Origin of the sequence: Streptomyces sp. NPDC048415 (genome assembly GCF_040651675.1) — a bacterium.
Taxonomy (GTDB): domain Bacteria; phylum Actinomycetota; class Actinomycetes; order Streptomycetales; family Streptomycetaceae; genus Streptomyces.
On the sequence record NZ_JBEZKJ010000060.1, the window covers coordinates 23,169 to 43,241 of the forward strand.

Genomic DNA, 20,073 nt, shown 5'->3' on the forward strand with positions numbered 1-20,073 from the left:
GAGACCTCCTCCGCCCCGCTGACCGGGCCCCTCAGTCCCTCACACCCACTCACTCGGCTCACCACGAACCCAAAGGTGATCAAACATGCCTCCATACACCCCGTTCGCCACCACCGCCACACCCTCCGACCCCGCCCACGCCTCCCAACTCGACGTCGCCGGTGAGTTGTTGACCCTGCTGCGCGACGCAGCCACCGAACCGCGCCCGGACACCCAACTGGAGGCCCTCACTCTGGCCGTGGCCGCCGACCTGCCCGTGCTCCTGTGGGGTGAACCGGGGATCGGCAAGACCGCGGCGCTGACCCAACTCGCCGCGACCCTGGACCTTCCGCTGACCACAGTGATCGCCAGCGTGCACGAGCCGTCCGACTTCTCGGGCCTGCCCATCGTCGGAGACGATCCCGCGGAACAGGGTGTCCCGATGGCGCCACCGGACTGGGCGGTTCGGCTGGTTCGGGCCGGCCGAGGGCTGCTGTTCCTGGACGAACTGTCCACCGCGGCGCCGGCCGTTCAAGCCGCCCTGCTCCGTCTCGTCCTCGAGCGCCGAATCGGCTCCCTGCAACTGCCGCCCGAAGTCCGGATCGTGGCAGCCGCCAATCCGCGGTCCTCGGCGGCCGACGGCTGGGAGCTGAGCCCGCCCCTGGCCAACCGGTTCGTCCACCTTCAGTGGACTCACGACCACGAGGTCGTCGTACGCGGCCTCGCTGGGACCTGGCCCCGGGCCACCCTGCCACGGCTCTCCCCCGAAAAGCTGCCGCAGGCCGTGGACTTCGCCCGCCGCGCGGTGTGCGGGCTTCTCACCGCCCGTCCCAAACTCGTGCACCAACTGCCCAGCAACGAAACGCGCCGGGGCGGCCCCTGGCCGTCACCCCGAAGCTGGGAGATGACCCTGTGCCTGATCGCCTTCGCGACCGCCGCCGGCTCCTCCCGGGACGTACTCTCCCTGCTGGTCAGGGGCACCGTGGGAGACGGTCCGGGGCTGGAACTGCTGGCGAGCCTGGACCGGATGGACCTCCCGGACCCCGAGGAGCTTCTCGCCGACCCGGCGGGCGCCACCCTGCCCGAGCGGGGGGATCTGCGCCAGGCCGTGCTCGACGGTGTGGTGGCGGCGGTCCGCAAGCGTCCGGAGAAGTCCCGCTGGGACGCGGCGTGGGAGCTTCTGGTCCGGGCCGTGGAGACCGGAGCCCCGGACCTGGTGGTCGTCCCCGCGACCACCCTCGCCACGCTGCGCCGCGAGGACTGGAACGTACCGGCATCGATCGAGAAGCTCGCCGGAGCGGTGTCCCTTTCCCGACGAGCAGACCAGGCGGCGGCCCGGATCGCGGTCACCGCGAAGGCCGGCCGATGAGCCCGGACACGCCAGGGACACTGGACCTCGACAAGCTCTTCGCCGCCCGACTGCACGCCGCTCGGGTCCGGCCCTACTTGGCAACAGCCCTGTTCGCCCTGCACACCGTCGAGTCGCGGCAGGTACCGACGATGGCCGTCGACCGGCACTGGCGGTGCTACGTCTCACCGGTGTTCGTGGACCGGACGCCGGTGGAGGAACTGGCCGGTGTGTGGGTGCACGAGGTGTCGCACCTCCTGCGCGACCATCACGGGCGCAGCGACCGCGTCGCCCGGGAGCGCGGGCTGACCGGCCCGGGGGAACGGCTGCGAATGAACATCGCCGCGGACTGCGAGATCAACGACGACGTCTTCGGTGACGGGTTGGTCAGGCCCCAAGGCGCTGTCCGACCGAGGACCTTGGGGCTGCCCGAAGGGCAGCTCATGGAGGACTACCTGCGCCAGTTCCGGCTCGGACCACGTACGCAGAACCATGCCTGGCTGGACTGCGGCAGCGGCGCCGCCGGACCGGAACGGGAGTGGGACCTGGGCCCGGACGGCGCGCACGGCCTCAGCGCGCAGGAACGGGACGCGGTCCGGTTCCGGGTGGCGCAGGGCATCACCGGCCGTCCGGGGAACGCCTCTCAGGGGTGGCAGCGATGGGCGGAGGAGGCGTTCCATCCGCCGCAGCCGTGGCGGGAGTTGCTGGGAGCGGCGGTCCGCTCGGCAGCTTCCGGGCCAGGCGCGGGCGAGGACTACACCTACGGCCGGCCGTCGCGGCGCTCGGCCGGAGTGCCCGGCGTTGTGCTGCCGAGCCTTCGGCGCAGGCCGCCTCGGGTCTGCGTGGTCATCGACACTTCCGCGTCGGTCAGTGACGCCGAACTGGGCAGCGCGCTCCTGGAGGTTGCCGCGATCTCCCGAGCCGTGGGCGGCCGCCGCGACCTGGTCACCGTAGTGCCGTGCGACGCGGCGGCCCGCATCGCGCACCCGCTGTGCCGTGCCGAGGGAATACCCCTGGTGGGCGGTGGCGGTACGGATCTGCGCACGGGCTTCACCAAGGCGCTCCGAACCCGGCCCCGCCCCGATGTCGTCGTGGTCCTGACCGACGGCCAGACACCCTGGCCGGATACGCGGCCACCGTGCCGGACGGTGGTGGGTCTGTTCCCTCGGCAGTACGCGGCCGGATCGTGGGACGAGGACGATCCCGATTACGTGCCGGACTCGCCGCCCGCCTGGGCACGAGTGGTTGACATCGGGTAGGCCCCGCGGCTCGGTGAGCACGACGAAGTGGTCACGGGCAGCAACCGTGGGACTGGTCCTTGACGACGAGCGGCGCCGCCGTGCGGGCCGTGCGGCCTTGCGGAACTCGCGGCGGTTCACTCCCGGCCCCGTGCTCGACCAGGCGGAGTGCCTGTCCCCGAGCGGTCCCGGCGAGAAGGGCAGCGCGACAGGTCGCGCGCACCCCCTCCTGGTCAGCCAGGGCTTCGCCGCCCGCGACGCGTTGTCTCCTTCGACGTGAACCACCGTCCCGCGCCCACGCCTCCACCGACGCGCCGCACGTCCCGGCAGATTCCCCGGCCGGCCCCGACGAGCACTGCGGACACTCAGACAGGACTGTCCCACAGCACATGCAGAGCGGGGGGCTTTCGGAAGACCAGACCGTACGGAGCGGCGGGGCGGGCCGGGTCGAGGCGCAGGGCGGGGAGGTGTTCGAGGAGGCGCTGGAGGGCGATGCGGGTCTCCAGACGGGCGAGGTGTGCGGCGAGGCAGTGGTGCGGGCCCCGTGCGAAGGCCAGTTGGAGTCGCGCGTTCTCGCGGCGGACGTCGAACCGATCGGGGTCGCGGAAGACGGCCGGGTCGCGGTTGGCGCCCGCCAGGGAGACGGTGACCAAGTCACCCCGGCGAATCGTGGCCTGGCCCAGGACGGTGTCACTGGTAGCGTAGCGGTCCACGACCGCCGCACCGGGTTCGAGGCGCAGCGATTCCTCGATCGCGCCGTCCAGCAGGTCTGCGTCGGCGCGGACCAGGGCGAGTTGGTCGGGGTGTTGCAGCAGGCGCAGCAGCGCGTTGGTGATCATCGCCTCGGTGGTCTCGATGCCTCCGAACATCAGGACCGCGGCATTGGACGCCACTTCGGGCAGCGCCAGCCGGTCGGCAGCGGAGACGAGGAGCGAAGACGCGCCCCGGTCGGCGACGGTGGCTTCCACAGCTGCCCGTAGCCGCGCGTACGCCGCGGCACCGGCGGGCCCCGCCTCATGTCCGGCGGTGATCTCCGAGACCGACCGCACGATGGAGTCGTACCAGGAAAGCACCGTGGCCGCGGTTGTGCCGACCAGTCCGAGTGCCTCGGTCACGACGGTGACCGCGAGCGGGCCGGCGAAGGCTCGTCGCAGGTCGACGGCGCCCGCCGGTTTCAGTGCGGTGATGAGCCGGTCGGTCTCCCGCTCGATGAACGAGGCGAAGCCGTCGTACACCTGCCGAGGCCGGAAGGGTGAGGTGAAGGGATCGCGATGGCGAGCGTGCTGGACACCGTCCAGGGACAGCATGCTCGGCCCGACGACCTGTGCCGTGGAGAACCGGGGGTCGTCGACGGTGAAGGTCGCGGCGTCCCGCATCACGCTCAGCGCGATGTCGCGACGGGTCACCAGCCAGCCGTTCAGCTCGGGCAGCCACGACACGGGCTCGTGCGCGCGGAGCAGCGCCAGTCGCGGATGCGGATTCCCGGCGAGTTCGGCGAGCGTGGTCGCGGCACCGAGCGGGAACGAGTCGACGCCGCTCATCGCGAGCCTTGGCCAGACAGGGGGAATCCGATCACAGCCAAGGCTAACAATCACTGTGAACGCGAGGCGCATCGGCGTTTGCCCCGGCCGCTGGGACGCGCTGGGTACCGGCATCCGGTGTGTGCCGAGCGCGCGGCCGTCCAGCCAGGCCATCAGTAGGCCCTGCATGCCGGTGCTGTGAGCGAGGGCCACGGACGCGGCGCCGGTCGCGTTTCCCGGCCACCGTGTCCGCCGCCCGGTCCAGGTTCGCCAGGTCGGGAATCCACTGCAGCAGCTGCCGGGTGTGGCGCATCGGGACGAGCTTCGAGGTGACGCTGCGGGCTTCGTCGAGCGCGGCTCCAGAGTCGTACGACGTATGGGTAGTCACCCCAGTCCGGAGTGGTATCGGACGGCTACCGACAGCCATCGAAGGCGTACAGGTAGCGGCCCCACTCGCCCAACCACGACCAATGTCCCGCGGACCTCGGCTCGTCCCCGTCCTGCTACCGCTGCTTCACACGATCACCCGTGCGGGGGCCGGCCCATGACGAGCCTGATGGCGCTGATCGTGAGGTCGGGGTCGTGGACCTGGACGTAGTGGTCACTGCCCGTGGCGAGTAGGTGAGGGGTCTGCGGTGCCAGTTCCACCAGCGCCTGCTGCACCCGTGGCCAGGCCCGTTCCAGTCGTGTCAGCAACAGCTTCGAGGTTCCCTCGGCGGCGGCGAAGGGTTCGGTCTTGCTGATGACGGCCAGAGGCACCTTCGGTAGCGGACCGGCACGGTCGACCGCTGCCACAGCACCGTCGATGTCGAACCTCTCAAATGCGGGGTCGTCGTCGAAGGGCGTGCCGGGACGGTTGAGCAACCGCAGATACGCGGCCCAGTCCGTGCCGAAGAACCGCTTCATGTTCGTACCGAACGCGTCGACGAAGACGAGGCCGATGGTCCGCTTCGGATACTGCTGCGCATACAACCGAGTGATCATTCCCCCGAAGGAGTGGCCCACCAGCAGGTAGGGGCCGGGTACCTGTCCCGACGCCAGCACCTTGTCGAGGTCGCGCACCATGTCCGCGAGCGAACGCGTGCCGGTCACCGGGGTGCTCCGTGCGGTGAGGGCCGGGGGCTCGGTATAGCGGACTGTGCCGGGCCGGTCGTAGGTGCAGACGCGGGTGAACTCCGCGACGCCAGGGAAGACCGCAGGCGCCTTCGGCACCGGTGGGCGGGTGTCCGTAATGCTCCAGGTGTCGGACGAGTCGTGCAGGCCCGACTCGAGGACAACGATCGGGCTGCCGCTTCCGCGGCAACGCAGATAGATCTTCCGGCCACCGCCTATGTCCACCTGCCTGGACACGTCACCGGTCGTCGAAACCGCAGAGGTGGCCGCCGTGGCCGTCGCGGCGCGGCCGGCCGGGGCGGTTTGGCAAGCAGACAGCAGCATCAGCGCCGCCGCGATCGGCACCAGCACCCCGATAAGCCCACGTGGTCGCATGGCACAAACCTGGTTGGAGTCGCGATTATCCGCCACCGAGCCGACAGCGGGATCCGCGGCTCGGAGCCGCCCGCATGACACCCCCGCCGTACCGTCAAGCGCCACAAGCCTCCAGAGCGGAAGAGCACGACTCAGGCGCACTCGGTGATCGTCCATTGCACCCCGACATGGCTGAGCGTGCATGTGCGCATGCACGCTCAGCCCTGGCCCGGGCGTCTGGACCCGACGTCTGAAGCGCCTGTGCCGCGTGCCCACCTGATCTGTTTCGGCGCGCGGGACCCGGCCGGAGCTGATGTGCTGGTAGAGGGGCCGTCTTCCGCTTTCGGAGAGGTCCAGATGAGCACTTATCGAGCAGCGCAGGTGGCCGCCGCGGGCAGGCCGTTTGAGATCGTCGAGCGCGAGACACCGCGGCCGGGCCCCGGCCACGTTCGGGTCGCCGTGGACGCTTGCGGGATCTGCCACAGCGACTCCGTCTTCGTCGACGCCCTGTTGCCGGGCGTCCGGTTTCCGCTGGTCCCCGGGCATGAGATCGCCGGGCACATCGATGAGCTCGGCGAGGGAACAGACGTCAGCTGGCAGGTGGGCGACCGGGTGGCGGTGGGCTGGTTCGGCGGCAGCTGCGGCCACTGCCCGTCCTGCAGACGGGGCGACTTCATCGTGTGCCAGAACCTGAAGGTCCCCGGATGGGCCTACGACGGTGGTTACGCGGAGGCGGTGATCGCACCGGCCGACGCACTGGCCCGGATCCCCGACGCGCTGGCGGCGCCCGACGCGGCACCCTTGGCCTGCGCCGGAGTGACCATGTACAACGGACTGCGGCGCAGCTCCGCACGCCCGGGCGATCTGGTCGCCGTACTCGGCATCGGAGGCCTCGGTCACCTGGGAGTGAAGTACGCGGCCGCGATGGGCTTCGAGACCGTGGCCATCGCCCGCGGATCCGACAAGGCCGACTTCGCAAAGCAGCTCGGCGCACACCACTACATCGACAGCACGGCGGGCACCCCCGTCGCGGACGCGCTGCAGTCCCTCGGCGGAGCCAAGGCGGTGCTGGCCACCGCCGCCAACTCGGCCGCCATCACGGCGACCGTCGAAGGGCTCTCGCCCCGCGGCGAGCTGGTGGTCATCGGTGCGGACGCCGAGCCACTGGGCATCAGCCCGAACCAGTTGATCATGAGCGGCAAGATCATCCGCGGGCATCCGTCCGGCACCGCACAGGACGTGCAGGACACCATGGCGTTCAGCGCCCTCCACGGGATCCGGCCGATGGTCGAGATTGTGCCGCTCGACCAGGCCGATGAGGCGTATCAAAAGATGATGTCCGGCGCGCCCCGGTTCCGGATGGTGCTGACCACCCGCTGACGTGGTGGGTGCCGCCTGATCATCCACTTCCCGGCATCCACCGGAAGGTTCGCGGAACAGACGGTCGAGGCATGCGGAACTGACGGTGTCCGCCTGGACCGACTGCCAGTCGATCACGCCCGCACTCGGCTCGACGTCCCAGCCCGCCTCTCGCGGATCCTCCCGCGCAGCCGGGCGTCGAACTCCCGGACCAAGCCGTGGTCGCGCCAACGGCGGAAGGACGCGCAGACGCGGTCCCCATGCGGGAAGTCGGGCGTGACGGTCGGGCCACTTGACGCCGTTGTCCACCAGGGAGCGGAGCGCGTCCAGCATCGACAGAAGACCGCGGCACCGGGGCCTCCTGCTGCTCGGCGACTCGACACCAACGAGATGTTCAGGGGCCGAGCACCCGCCCGTTATGCGCCCAGCGCCCCGCGACCATCCCAAAGGGGACTCTTGTTGGACGCCTACCTCTCAAGATCGGAAAGGCAACAGCTGCTCAAGCAATGGCGCGCTCTGGCTGCTCGGTACGATCAGCTCGCGGTCACCTGCCGCGGCGGCGGTGTTCTCGCGGCGATCCTCGCGTGGCCGCGCTCTCCGGTCAGGCCGGGGCGAGCCGTGCGGGCGATGCGGAAGCGCCATGGTGAAGAACCCGCGACGGGGTGAGGAGTTCGTTGCGGCCCTGTTCGCCGCCGGCCGCGAGACCTCCGTGTGCGTGACCTGCCAGCCGCGCGCGGCGGCACCGTCAGCCCGTCGCCGCCGCCCGGTAGGGGCGGAAGAATGCGCGTAGCTCCTCCGCATAGAGTTCGGGTTCCTCGAACGGCGCGAAGTGGCCGCCGCGCGCGGGTTCGGTCACGCGCACGACGTTCGTCGTGCGCTCGAGCCAGGCCCGCGGTGGGCGGACGATGTCGCCGCGGAAGAGCGAGAAGCCGGACGGCACCTCAACCCTGCGGGCGTGCTGCGCGGGCGGAATCGCGGCGTTGGCGCGGTACATGCGCATCGACGAGCCGATCGTCCCCGTGAGCCAGTAGAGCGTGACGTTCGTGAGGATCTCGTCCTTCGTGAAGCTCCGCTCGACATCGCCGTCGCAGTCGCTCCACCCCCGGAGCTTCTCGACGATCCACGCGGCGAGCCCGGCCGGCGAGTCGGTGAGCCCGACGGCGGCGGTCTGGGGCTTCGTGCGGTGCATGGCGGCGTAGGCGCCCTCGGTCGCGCCCCAGGCCGCGGCGCCCTCGAACCAGGCGTGTTCCTCGGGCGCAAGGTCCGCCGGGTCGCCGGTGAAGACGGGCAGGCCCCCGTCGGTGCGGTGGACGGCCACGACCCGGTCGGGGTGGTCGAGACCGAGATAGCGGCTCACGTGGCTGCCCACGTCCCCGCCCGCCGCGCCGAACCGCGCATAGCCGAGGACGTCCATGAGTTCGGCCCACAGGCGGGCGACGGCGATGGAGTCGAGGGGCGGGCCGGTGGGGCGGTCGGAGTACCCGTAACCCGGCATGTCGGGCACAACCACGTCGAACGCGTCGGCGGGATCGGCGCCGTGCGCGGCGGGGTCGGTGAGGAGCGGGAGGACCTTCGTGTAGCGCCAGAACGAGTCCGGCCAGCCGTGGCTGAGGACCAGCGGCAGGACGGGCCCGGCCGGCGCGGCGGCCCGGACGTGTACGAAGTGGATCCCGAGGCCGCCGAGCGGGACGCGGAAGCGGGGGAGCCGGGCGAGCGCCGCCTCCTGCGCCGGCCAGTCGAACCCGTCCGCCCAGTAGGCGACGAGCTCGCGGAGGTATTCGAGGTCGGTCCCGAGCGACCAGCCGGCGTCCTCGGGCGTGTCCGGCCAGCGGGTCGCGCGCAGCCGCGCGCGGAGGTCCTCGAGCGCCGCGGGGTCGGTCTGCGGGGTGAACGGCTCAAGGCGGGGCGGCGCGTCCGGCATGGGACACATCCTACGCGCGGCGCCGCGTCGCTCGGCGAACGCGCTGAGCAGGCAGGGACCGAGCCGCCCCACCGAAACAGCCGTCGGCGCACCAGAATCAGCCGCTGCCGCACCGGAAGCGCGCCGCCTGCGCGGCGGGCACGACCGAGGCCGACCCTCCCCAGTGCCGCCTGCTCCCCGGCCGCCTCGCGCGCCTCGACGCGGCGAGAGCCGTGACGACTGCGGCTGACGTAAGCGCACGTGGAAGCGGCGCGCGACCAGCACGGAGACCCTGGCCAGTGCCCACCGCCGAGCCCTCACCCAGCCGTGTGCGCCGCCGGGCCGTGCTCCAACGTTCGCGCCGGCCACGTCCGCCAGGCCGACCTCAACAGGGACGCCACCCTCGAGGGCCCCTTGGACCGCAACGCGTCCACCCCGCCTCGCGCCACGCGGCGTGCCACGTGAACCTCGGCGTCGGAGACGGGCACGCCCGGGGCCATCCCGCTCCAGACCCTGAGTCGGGATTCTGACCATGTCCGAGCCCGAAAGGGTCCCGGACATGGGTCTCTTGTTTTCCCGTCAGACTTAGGGCGATGTGGCGCAATCCGGTTTCAATATCCGCCCCATTTGGTTGCCGATTCTTCACAGACCTCAATGGCGGACGGATTCGTTCAGAGACGGCGTACTCGCGAGGCAATGCCGTGCCCGATCAGCAGGTAGATCACCGCGGGCAGACCGTAGTTGAGCAGCACACGAAGGCCGTCTGTGTCCATGGTGAAAATATCCTGTGACCACCACGCCAGCCCGTCCGCGACGTTCTTCACGAACTCGACGAAAACATTCGCCTGGTTGGCGTCGAGCAAGTAGAGCAGGATCCACAGCCCCAGGAACAGGGCAGCGATGTCGGCGATAGTGTGGATGACCAGGGCTGCTCGCTGTGCGCCGGAGCCCTCTGCCGCTCCTCCGTAGCGGCGGCTGTGGCCCTGGTTGCGGTCATATTGCTGGTTTTCCTGCATGGGTTCGGCGTTATTCACGGGGTCCCAATCTGACGTGTGCACCGCTCCGGCGGTATGGAAGAGCGGTCAAGGCCGGAAGCCTCCCTCGTAGAAGAAATCCCGGGCCATGGCCGCTTAGGGGGCGCCCGCGCGCCCTTATATGAAACTGCGCCGCACGCGGATAGGGCGTTACACACGACCGCGATATGAAGGTATCCCGATGAGGCGCGCCCCGACCGCGGCGCAGTGGGCTCAGCGAGAGCGGGTGCGGGTACGGGTGCGTCGGCGACAGTTGAATCGGGGTTCTGGATCGCTTTCAGTGCCAGGGCCACGGATGGGCACCGAAACCGCGATCATGGACGGCCTGCACCTGATGCCCCTTGCCCGCACCACAACAGGGCCACGCACAATCCGACTCCAGCTCCCGCACACTCCGCGCAATAGCCCGTGCGGGTGGGCGATATGAAGACATACATCGTGATCGGGATCTCTTACTGACATAGTGCGGCCATGAAGATCGCGACCGCCCACAGGCAAGTCAGTCCTACGACCGGCAGCCCCGTGCGTGGATCGACCGGGAGCCCCGTACATGGATCGACCGGGAGCCCCGTACATGGATCGACCGGCAGCCGCGTCCGGCCGACCCGCAGCCGCGTCCGGCCGACGGGCAGCCGAGTGTGCCGACCGATCCCGGCAACCCGCGACGCCCACCGGATCCCCCGGTGAAGACGTGCTTCACGCGGTCTCCGCAGGAACCGGCCCCGAGGGGCCGGTTCCGCCGTGCCCTCCGTACCCGCCGCACGGCCCTCGCCGTCGCCCTCACCACTGTCGTCGGGATCACCGGCGCTGCCGTCCTCACCGGCACCCTCCCCTACTGGGGCCACCGCTCCCCCGGCACCCCCGCCCCCGGCACCCCCGCCCCCGGCCCCTCCGCCGGCACGTCCGGCACGGCCCCATCCCCCGGCGCCCCGGGCATCGGCGACCCGCTCATGCCGCTCGACGGCAACGGCGGCTACACGGTCCGGCACTACACGCTCGCCTTCGACTGGCGGGCGCCAAGGACGCCCTTCGACGCCAGCACCACCATCAGCGCCACCGCCACGCAGGCCCTGTCCCGCTTCGACCTCGACTTCGCGGGCAACACACTGCACTCGGTCACCGTCGACGGCGTACCGGCGACCGCTGTACGCCACGACGACGAGCTCGTCATCACTCCCGCGAAGCCGATCCCCCACGGCGGCACTTTCACGGTGCGGGTCGCGTACACCGCCGACCCGACGCAGCGACGGCACCGCGACGACGCGATCCAGGACTACGGCTGGGTGCCCACACCCGACGGCACTGTGCTCTATCCGCAGCCCAACGGCGCCAAGATGATCTTCCCGTCGAACGACCACCCGAGCCTGCGGGCGCCCGTCACCTTCCGCATCACCACCCCACCGGGGCTCAGCGCCGTGGCCAACGGCCGGCTCGTGGAACGTGTCCGGCGACCCGGTGGACGGGTCAGGTGGACGTACGACTCCGAGCAGCCGGTCGCCGCGCAGCTCGTCCAGGTGGCGATCGGTAAGTTCACGTTCGTCGACAGCACCGGCCCGCGCGGGCTGCCTGTTCGGGACGCGGTTCCGGACGGCCTTGTCACCGACACCCAGGTGTACCGCTCGCTGTCCGCTGAGCACCTGGCGTGGCTGGAACGGCGGCTCGGCCCGTACCCCTTTCGCCGCTACGGTGTGCTGGTCGGGGACACCGACCTGCCGGTGGCGCTGGAGACGCAGTCGCTGTCCGTCGTACCAAGGGCCGACCTGCTGGGTGACCGGGTCGACGCCGAGCGCAACCTCGTGCACGAACTGACCCACCAGTGGACCGGCGACAGCGTCGCCATCCGGCAGTGGTCCGATCTGTGGCTGAGCGAGGGCCACGCCCGCTTCTACGAACGCCTCTACTCCGCGACGCACGGCGGCGACAGCATGGAGGCCGCGATGCGGACGGCGTACGAGCAGCACGACCAGTGGCGTCAAGACGCCGGTGCGCCGGCCGAACCCACCGAGCCGGCTCTGTTCAAACAGATGCGGTACGACGGCTCGGCGCTGGTGCTCTACGCCCTGCGGGAGAAGGTCGGCGAGCAGACCTTCGAGAGGATCGAGCAGTCCTGGGTGACGAAGTACCGGGGACGGGCGGCCGGAACCCGTGACTTCGTCACGCTCGCGTCCAAGGTCACCGGCGAGGACCTGAAACCGTTCCTGACTCCTTGGCTGTACGGGGCGCGCACTCCGCCGATGCCGGGGCACCCCGACTGGCAGGTGGACCCGGTCCAGGACTGAGCCGGCACGCCGCCGGCGCCGGCCGGGAAGCGGCAGTACGGGCCTGGACCTGACGTCCCCCGTCGGAACGCACAGGCTGCCGCCGACCGGGTGGCCTCTGCCGGGCCGCTGGTCCACGCCAGTGACCCTTGGCGCGACGTGGCGTGGCGGGCACGGCAACGTACTGGGTGGCGTGAACGGCAACTCCTATGTCCTGGTGGCGACGAGCACGGTTGGAGACACCCGCAGTGAAAAAACGTTTTTCCCCTTGTGTCCCCAGTGCCGTGCGTAAGTACCGCCGCACGGTCTGCGCGACCGCGTCGACGGCGCTCCTGGCTCCGCTCCTGATTCCACTGCTGACCGGCTCGTCGGCCGACGGCACGGCTGCCGACCGTCTGGAGAACGACTTCGCGGCCGCCGCGGACGAGTACCACGTGCCGCGAAGTGTGCTCCTGGGCGTGTCCTACCTCCAGTCACGATGGGACTCCCATCACGGCGCCCCGAGCGTCGGCGGTGGCTACGGGCCGATGCACCTGGTGGACACCGCCCAGGCCCAAGCCACCGAGCCGCCGCATCACGGAAGTGCCAGGCAGAAACCGGCGACGGCGGGCTCGCCGACCTCGGGCACGGCCGACTCGGGCGGCCGCTCCGCGACGCCGGCGGACCTGCGGCAGGCCGCCCGCCTGACCGGAGCCCCGGCCGGGCAGCTGCGGACGGATGCCGCCGCCAACGTACGCGGCGGCGCGGCACTCCTGGCGGCGACGCAACGACAGCTCGGCAATCCGCTCAGCGCCGAACCCGGGGACTGGTGGGAGGCGGTGGCGCGCTTCCCCGGCACGGGCGACACCGCGTCGGCGGCGACGTACGCGAACGATGTCTTCCAGGTGATCCGCCAGGGCGCGCACCGCATCACCGACACGGGACAGCACGTCACACTTCCGGCCAGCCCGCGCGTGCGCCCCCACACCCCGCCCCCGCAGGGCGCACAGCGACGACAGGACGTCGAGTGCCCCGCGGAGCTGGCCTGCTCCTGGCTCGGCGCGCCGTACGCCGAGATCGACGACGACCGCTACGGCAATCACGACCTGGCCGACCGGCCCAGGGACCAGAAGATCGAGTACATCGTCATCCACGACACCGAGGCATCCCTGTGGTCCATGCTCAAGACCATCCAGGATCCGACGGAGTCCTCCTGGCACTACTCGGTCCGCTCCAGTGACGGCCACATCACCCAGCACATCAGGACCAAGGACGAGGCCTGGCACTCCGGCAACCAGTTCGTGAATGCCCGCTCGATCGGCATCGAGCACGAAGGATTCCTCACGCAGCCCGACGCCTGGTACTCGGAACAGATGTATCGGGCCTCGGCCCGCCTGGTGCGTTACCTGGCGAAGAAGTACGGCATTCCGCTCGACCGGCAGCACATCTTCGGCCACGACAACGTGCCGCCCCCGACAGCCGGGACCATCCCCGAGATGCACGACGACCCCGGCCCCTTCTGGGACTGGCGGCACTACTTCGACCTCCTCGGCGCGCCGCTGCGTGCCACGGGCGGACCGAAGAGCGGCATGGTGACCGTGCTGCCGGACTTCGCCACGTACAAACCGCGGTTCACGGGATGCGGCGGGGCCGGTAAGCCCTGCAAGCCGCACGGCTCCAGCGCCGTACGGCTGCACACCGAGCCGGACGAGAACGCCGCGCTGATCCAGGACCCGGGCCGACGCCCGGACGGCGACGACTCCACGGAGGACGTCAACGACCTGGGGTCGCGGGTGTCCGCCGGCCAGACCTACGCGGTCGCCGGGCGCAAGGGCGACTGGACGGCGATCTGGTTCCTGGGCCGGAAAGCCTGGTTCAGGAATCCGAAGAAGCACCCGACGGCCGTCAACGCGACCGGCCAAATGGTGACGCCCAAGGACGGCTTGAGCGAGATCTCGGTGTACGGGCGTGCCCTCCCGGAAGAGGACGCCTACCCGGAGGGAGTTCCGGAGCAGACCGAGTCGCCGCTTCCGTACAGCCTCCTCGCGGGCCAGCGGTATGCGACATCGTCCCGCCTCGTCGGCTCCTACACCGACCGGTCGTCCTTCAGTGACACGCCCAACCCGGTGGTCAAGGGTGGGGAGGAGTACTACGAGATCCAGTTCGGTTATCGGCTGGCCTATGTCCGGGCGAGCGACGTGGACGTGGTCGGCGCACCAGCCACGGCAGGGGCACCGTCAGCACCCGCGGCTCTGCCGCCCCGGAAGTGACAGCGCCGCAGCCGCAGGCGCCTGGCGAAGCCGTCGACGAACTCGAACGCGAAGGGCCCCCGGCGCTGCCTGCCGTGTGATCCGGTCCTGGTCCCACCCGACGGGACACTGCAGATACAGGGCGCAGACCAGAACGAAGGAGCCCAACGGGAACGTCTGCCCGAGTTCGTGGTGTACCCAGTCCGTCCGCTCACCCACTCCCGTGAGCGATCACGGGCCGACGTCGGCATCCGCTGCCGGATCCAGGCGCGGAGCGAAGCCCCGGGGTGAATGAACGGCGTGCGATCGCGTTGCCGTGTGCCTGCTGCCTCATCGGGGAGGTTTGCGCTCCCAGGACGCGAAACCGCCCCCTTCGCGCGGTACCCGGCTGCCCGTCACAGCTGTTTGCCTGGTAGCTGCGCACGAGGACCTTGCGCACCACCGACCGCTCCGCTCGCCCTTGTTCACCTCCCGGGAGGGAATGTGTCCGTACCGGAAAGCGCCACGGGTCCCGCCACCGACGAACCCGCCGCCGACGAATCCGGCGCCGGCCAACAGCTCACCAGTCTCGGCACCCATGCGGCGCGCAGGCTTGCCACGACCACCAAGTCCGCGCCGCAGATGCAGGCCATCACCTCCCGATGGCTGCTGAAGATGCTGCCGTGGGTGGACGTCAAGGGCGGCACCTACCGGGTCAACCGGCGTCTGCAGCTCAGCGTCGGCCGGGGCAGGGTGCAGTTCGAACAGAACGGTGGGGACGACATCAAGGTCGTTCCCGAGACACTGACCGAGCTTCCGGTCCTGCGCGGCTACTCCGACACCGCTGTCCTGAAGGAGGTCGCCAGCCGTTTCCGGGTCCGGGAAGTACGGGCCGGGCAGGTCCTGTTCGAGGCCGGGCAGCCGGTGACGGAGGCGTACCTGATCGCGCATGGGCGGTTCACCCGCTACACGGCCGGCAAATACGGCGAGGAGGAGGTCATCGGGGTCGTCACCGACGGCGACCAGATGGGGGACGAGGCCATCGGCCAGTCGGACCCGCTGTGGCTGAGTTCGGTCCGGGCCGAGACCGCGGGAACGGTGCTCGTACTCCCCTGGGACGTCGTCACGGAGTTCACCGAGCGGGCGCCGTCTCTCGCGGCGCACCTGGAAGCGTACGCCGAACTGCAGCAACGGCCCATGAACCGCAAGGGCGAGGCCGACGTCCCGGTACAGGCCGGCCACGTGGGCGAGCCGACGCTGTCGGGCGGCTTCGTGGACTACGAACTGGCGCCGCGCGAGTACGAGTTGTCCCTCACCCAGACGGTGTTGCGCGTCCACACCCGGGTCGCCGACCTCTACAACGACCCGATGGACCAGACCGAGGAGCAACTCCGCCTCACCATCGAGGAGATCCGCGAGCGACAGGAGTGGGAACTGCTCAACAACCGCGAGTTCGGGCTGCTGCACAACGCCGACTACGGCCAGCGCATCAGCACCTTCTCCGGCCCTCCCACACCGGACGATCTCGACGAACTGCTGTCCATGCGCCGCAAGACCCGGCTCTTCCTCGCCCATCCGAAGGCCATCGCGGCCTTCTTCCGGCAGTGCAACCGACGCGGTCTGGTGCCCGGCACCGCGAACATCGACGGGCACGAGGTGCCTGCCTGGCGCGGTGTCCCGCTGTTCCCCTGCGGCAAGATCCCGATCACCCCGCAGCACACGACCAGCATCCTCGCGCTGCGCACCGGGGAGGCCGACCAAGGAGTCGTCGGCCTCTACCAGACGGGCATCCCCGAGGAGTACCAGCCCGGCCTGAACGTCCGGTTCATGGGCATCAGTACCGCCGCGATCATCAACTACCTGGTCACCGCCTACTACTCGCTGGCGATTCTCGTCCCCGACGCGGCGGGGATTTTGGAGAACGTCCAGATCGGACGGACCGCCGAATGACGTCGAACCGCCGACGGGGTACGCAGTGAGCGCGCCGCCGAACTCCCCTTCCTCGTTCTCGCCGCCCGGACCGCCCAACCTGGCCCGCACCGTGCGGGCACGACGCGGCGGGGCGATCCCCGGGCTGCGTCACCGGCCCGCGGTCCCCGCCGATCCCGGGAAGGTCGAGGAGGTCGATCGCAGGCTGGAGGCCTGGGCCCGCGGCCTCGAGCTGTTCCCCGTGGCGTGGTTCGCGGACTTCGCGGGCTTCCAGTTCGGCCGGGCCGTGGTGCTCCAGCACCCGGGCGCGGCCGATCTGGAACGCCTCACCGCCGCGGGCAAGCTGCTGCTCGCCGAGAACGTCGTCGACGATTGCTACTGCGAGGACAAGGGCGGATCACCACGCGGCCTGGGCGGCCGGCTGATCATGGCCCAATCGGCGATCGACGCCTACCACGGCACCACCGAGGCGGAGAAGCAGTGGCGGCACGGCGTGCAGGCCGACGGACCGCTCCGCTCGTACCACTGGGCCGTACAGGAGTACGCCACCTTCGCCACGCCGAGCCAGACCGGCCGCTTCGTGCACGACATCGCCCGACTGCACCTGGGATACCTCGCCGAGGCCGCCTGGGCGGAGACACGGTACGTGCCGCGGGTGTGGGAGTACCTGGTGATGCGGCAGTTCAACAACTTCCGGCCCTGCCTGTCCATCGTCGACGCCGTGGACGGTTACGAGCTGCCCGAGGCGGTCTACGCCCGCCCCGAGATCCAGCGGATCACGGCGCTGGCCTGCAATGCCACCACGATCGTCAACGACCTGTACTCCTTCACCAAGGAACTGGCCAACGACCCCACGCATCTCAATCTTCCGCAGGTCGTCGCCGCCAACGATCGGTGCGGGTTGAAGGCCGCCTACCTCAAGTCCGTCGACATCCACAACGAGATCATGACGTCCTTCGAGGAGGAGTCCGCCCTTCTGTCCGCCACCTCACCTCTCGTCGAGCGCTACGCCGAGGGCCTCGCCGCCTGGGTGTCCGGCAACCACGAATGGCACGCCACCAACACCCACCGCTACCACCTGCCGAACTACTGGTAACAACTCCTGACCTGCCGTCAGATGCACCGCGAGGAGTCACTGTTGACCACCGCCCCCCACGCCACCCCGGCAGCGCCGGTCCCGACCCAGTCCACGTACCAGTCCCGCGTCGCCGACTACTGGAACACCGAGGAAAACCCGGTCAACCTCGAACTGGGCAAGATCGACGACCTGTACCACCACCACTACGGGATCGGGGCCGCGGACGACTCCGTACTCGACGAGCCCGACCCGGCCCGGCGTCACGAGCGGATCACCGCCGAGCTGCACCGCCTGGAACACGCCCAGGCCGAACTCCTCGCAGCCCACCTCGGCCCTCTCTCCCCCGCCGACCGGGTCTTCGACGCGGGCTGTGGACGCGGCGGCGGCAGTGTCGTGGCGCACCGTCGGTACGGCTGCCAGACCGACGGCGTCACGATCTCGGCGAAGCAGGCCGACTTCGCCAACGCGCAGGCCCGCAAGCGCGGCATCGATGAAAAGGTCCGCTACCACCATCGCAACATGCTCGACACCGGCCTGCCGACCGGCGCGTTCGCCGGGTCGTGGAACAACGAGTCGACCATGTACGTCGAGCTGGAGCTGCTGTTCGCCGAACACGCCCGGCTGCTCCGCCACGGCGGGCGCTATGTGGTGATCACAGGTTGCTACAACGACACCTACGGGCAGGCCTCGCGCGAGGTGTCCCTCATCAACGCCCATTACATCTGCGACATCCACCCGCGGTCGGCGTACTTCCGCGCCCTGGCCCGCAACCGGCTCGTACCCATCCACGTCGAGGACCTCACGGAAGCCGCCCTGCCCTACTGGGAGTTGCGCAGCCAGGCCGACGGTCTGGTCACGGGCATCGAGGAAACGTTCCTGACCGCGTACAAGAACGGCAGCTTCCAGTACCTGCTGATCGCAGCCGACCGCGTCTGAGGCCGGGGCGGCGCGAGCGCCTGAGCAGACGCACCCGCTCGGGACAGCGCCGTGGACTCCCGGCCGAGTTGTCGACGAGGACCGTTCCTGCCCCGCCGCGGACGGCGGGGCAGGAACATCCGGCGCCGAGGCGCCCGCGGTGTCAGCCGCCCAATGCCGCCGAGACCACGGCCTTCGCCTCCTCCTGTACCTGGCGGAGGTGGTCGGTACCGAGGAACGACTCGGCGTAGATCTTGTAGACGTCCTCGGTGCCCGACGGACGGGCCGCGAACCAGGCATTGGCCGTGGTCACCTTGATACCGCCGATGGGCGCACCATTGCCCGGGGCTTCGGTGAGCACCGCGGTGACCGCTTCTCCGGCAAGGGTGTCCGCGCCGACCTGCGCGGGCGAGAGTTTCGCGAGGAGGGCCTTCTCCTCGCGGGAGGCCGGGGCGTCGATGCGCTCGTACGCGGGCTCGCCGAAACGTGCGGTCAGCGCGGTGTAGTGCTCTGAAGGTGTCATCTCGGTCACCGCGGTGATCTCGGAGGCGAGGAGGGCCAGGATGATGCCGTCCTTGTCCGTGGTCCACACGGAGCCGTCGCGGCGCAGGAAGGACGCGCCGGCCGACTCCTCCCCGCCGAAACCGAGTGAGCCGCTGACCAGTCCGTCCACGAACCACTTGAATCCCACGGGCACCTCGATCAGCTGGCGGCCCAGCTCGGCGGCGACCCGGTCGATCATCCCGGACGACACCAGCGTCTTGCCGATCCCCGTGTCCGCGGGCCAATTCTCCCGGTGGGAGTACAGGTAGGAGATGGCGGCCGTGAGGTAGTGGTTGGGGTTCATGAGCCCGGCGTCCGGTGTGACGATCCCATGGCGGTCGGCGTCGGCGTCGTTGCCCGTGGCGATCTGGAAGCGGTCGCGCTGCGCGATCAGCGAGGCCATGGCATAGGGCGACGAGCAGTCCATACGGATCTTGCCGTCCCAGTCCAGGGTCATGAACCGCCAGGTGGGGTCGGTGAGCGGGTTGACCACGGTCAGGTCGAGCGCGTGCTGTTCGGCGATGCGTCCCCAATAGGCGACCGAGGCCCCGCCCAGGGGGTCCGCGCCGATACGCACACCGGCCGCGCGGATCGCGTCCAGGTCCAGCACGCTCGGCAGGTCGGCGACATACGCGCCGAGGAAGTCGTAGCGGCCGGTGCCGCGCGCGGCGAGCGCCCGGGAGTAGGGGATGCGCCGTACGTCCTTCAGGTCGCCGGCGATGAGCTCGTTGGCGCGGTCCTGGATCCAGGCGGTCGCCTCGGAGCCTGCCGGGCCTCCGTTCGGCGGGTTGTACTTGAAGCCACCGTCGGCAGGCGGGTTGTGGGAGGGGGTGACCACCACCCCGTCCGCGAGGCCCGAGGACCGTCCGCGGTTGTGGGTGAGGATCGCGTGCGAGACCGCCGGAGTGGGCGTATAGCCGTCCGCGCTGTCCAGGAGCACCGACACCTCGTTGGCCGCGAACACCTCCAGGGCAGTGACCTTCGCGGGTTCCGACAGCGCATGGGTGTCGGCGCCCAGGAAAAGGGGACCGTCGATGCCCTGCCGGTCCCGGTACTCGCAGATGGCCTGGCTCGTCGCGGCGATGTGGTCCTCGTTGAACGCGGTCGCCAGTGACGACCCGCGGTGTCCGGACGTGCCGAAAGCGACACGCTGGCCGGGCTCCGCCGGGTCGGGGTGCAGCGCGTAGTACGCGGTGACCAGCCGTGGGACGTCGACGAGATCCTCGGGACCCGCCGGACTGCCCGCTCGCTCATGCTGCATGGGCCCGCACCTCCACGTCGGTTGTTCGTCGCTTGTG

General features: G+C 70.2%; 14 protein-coding genes and 1 pseudogene. 10 read left to right on the plus strand and 5 right to left on the minus strand.

What is annotated here, in order from left to right:
• Positions 1-85 precede the first annotated feature (85 nt).
• The 3 genes from AB0D27_RS30705 to AB0D27_RS30715 are packed head-to-tail and all read left to right on the plus strand — an operon-like array spanning position 86 to position 2,845.
• Positions 86-1,348, plus strand: a complete 1,263-nt coding sequence (locus tag AB0D27_RS30705; RefSeq protein ID WP_362515342.1) for a MoxR family ATPase — start codon at positions 86-88, stop codon at positions 1,346-1,348.
• On the plus strand, positions 1,345-2,586 hold the full coding sequence (locus tag AB0D27_RS30710; RefSeq protein WP_362515344.1) for a VWA-like domain-containing protein: 1,242 nt from the start codon (positions 1,345-1,347) through the stop codon (positions 2,584-2,586). The genes AB0D27_RS30705 and AB0D27_RS30710 overlap by 4 nt, the downstream gene beginning before the upstream one ends.
• Positions 2,587-2,632: 46 nt before the next feature.
• Positions 2,633-2,845, plus strand: coding sequence for a hypothetical protein (locus AB0D27_RS30715; RefSeq protein ID WP_362515346.1), 213 nt, complete (start codon positions 2,633-2,635; stop codon positions 2,843-2,845).
• Between the two features lie 85 nt (positions 2,846-2,930).
• Here the strand turns inward: AB0D27_RS30715 and AB0D27_RS30720 are convergent, their stop codons facing one another.
• Complete coding sequence (locus AB0D27_RS30720; protein WP_362515348.1) at positions 2,931-4,106, minus strand: cytochrome P450; 1,176 nt, start codon at positions 4,104-4,106, stop codon at positions 2,931-2,933.
• Between the two features lie 501 nt (positions 4,107-4,607).
• Positions 4,608-5,573 (minus strand): alpha/beta hydrolase, encoded by a 966-nt coding sequence (locus tag AB0D27_RS30725; protein WP_362515349.1) that lies wholly within the window; start codon positions 5,571-5,573, stop codon positions 4,608-4,610.
• A gap of 336 nt (positions 5,574-5,909) precedes the next feature.
• Here AB0D27_RS30725 and AB0D27_RS30730 point away from each other — a divergent pair, with 336 nt between their 5' ends.
• Both AB0D27_RS30730 and AB0D27_RS30735 read left to right on the plus strand, forming a co-directional pair.
• The gene (locus AB0D27_RS30730) at positions 5,910-6,932 is read left to right on the plus strand and encodes an alcohol dehydrogenase (RefSeq protein ID WP_362515350.1); all 1,023 of its coding nucleotides are present in this window, start codon (positions 5,910-5,912) and stop codon (positions 6,930-6,932) included.
• A 474-nt stretch (positions 6,933-7,406) separates the two neighbouring features.
• A pseudogene (locus tag AB0D27_RS30735) lies at positions 7,407-7,508 on the plus strand (IS5/IS1182 family transposase); the annotation flags it as partial.
• Between the two features lie 148 nt (positions 7,509-7,656).
• Here AB0D27_RS30735 and AB0D27_RS30740 read toward each other — a convergent pair.
• Positions 7,657-8,832, minus strand: coding sequence for an epoxide hydrolase (locus AB0D27_RS30740; protein ID WP_362515351.1), 1,176 nt, complete (start codon positions 8,830-8,832; stop codon positions 7,657-7,659).
• A 650-nt stretch (positions 8,833-9,482) separates the two neighbouring features.
• On the minus strand, positions 9,483-9,845 hold the full coding sequence (locus AB0D27_RS30745; protein ID WP_362515353.1) for a hypothetical protein: 363 nt from the start codon (positions 9,843-9,845) through the stop codon (positions 9,483-9,485).
• A gap of 683 nt (positions 9,846-10,528) precedes the next feature.
• Here AB0D27_RS30745 and AB0D27_RS30750 point away from each other — a divergent pair.
• The 5 genes from AB0D27_RS30750 to AB0D27_RS30770 all read left to right on the plus strand — a co-directional run bounded on the left by AB0D27_RS30750 (position 10,529) and on the right by AB0D27_RS30770 (position 18,253).
• Positions 10,529-12,124 carry a M1 family metallopeptidase gene (locus AB0D27_RS30750; protein ID WP_362515354.1) on the plus strand — a complete coding sequence of 532 codons (1,596 nt, stop codon included), beginning with the start codon at positions 10,529-10,531 and terminating at the stop codon, positions 12,122-12,124.
• Between the two features lie 188 nt (positions 12,125-12,312).
• On the plus strand, positions 12,313-14,352 hold the full coding sequence (locus AB0D27_RS30755; RefSeq protein ID WP_362515356.1) for an N-acetylmuramoyl-L-alanine amidase: 2,040 nt from the start codon (positions 12,313-12,315) through the stop codon (positions 14,350-14,352).
• Between the two features lie 462 nt (positions 14,353-14,814).
• The gene (locus AB0D27_RS30760; RefSeq protein WP_362515358.1) at positions 14,815-16,260 is read left to right on the plus strand and encodes a family 2B encapsulin nanocompartment shell protein; all 1,446 of its coding nucleotides are present in this window, start codon (positions 14,815-14,817) and stop codon (positions 16,258-16,260) included.
• Positions 16,261-16,285: 25 nt separating this feature from the next.
• Entirely contained in the window at positions 16,286-17,335 is a 1,050-nt protein-coding gene (locus tag AB0D27_RS30765) for a family 2 encapsulin nanocompartment cargo protein terpene cyclase (RefSeq protein ID WP_362515360.1), read from the plus strand.
• A gap of 42 nt (positions 17,336-17,377) precedes the next feature.
• Positions 17,378-18,253, plus strand: a complete 876-nt coding sequence (locus AB0D27_RS30770) for a geranyl diphosphate 2-C-methyltransferase (RefSeq protein WP_362515361.1) — start codon at positions 17,378-17,380, stop codon at positions 18,251-18,253.
• A gap of 142 nt (positions 18,254-18,395) precedes the next feature.
• Here AB0D27_RS30770 and pgm read toward each other — a convergent pair whose 3' ends face one another.
• Complete coding sequence (pgm, locus tag AB0D27_RS30775; protein WP_362515363.1) at positions 18,396-20,036, minus strand: phosphoglucomutase (alpha-D-glucose-1,6-bisphosphate-dependent); 1,641 nt, start codon at positions 20,034-20,036, stop codon at positions 18,396-18,398.
• Positions 20,037-20,073: the final 37 nt, after the last annotated feature.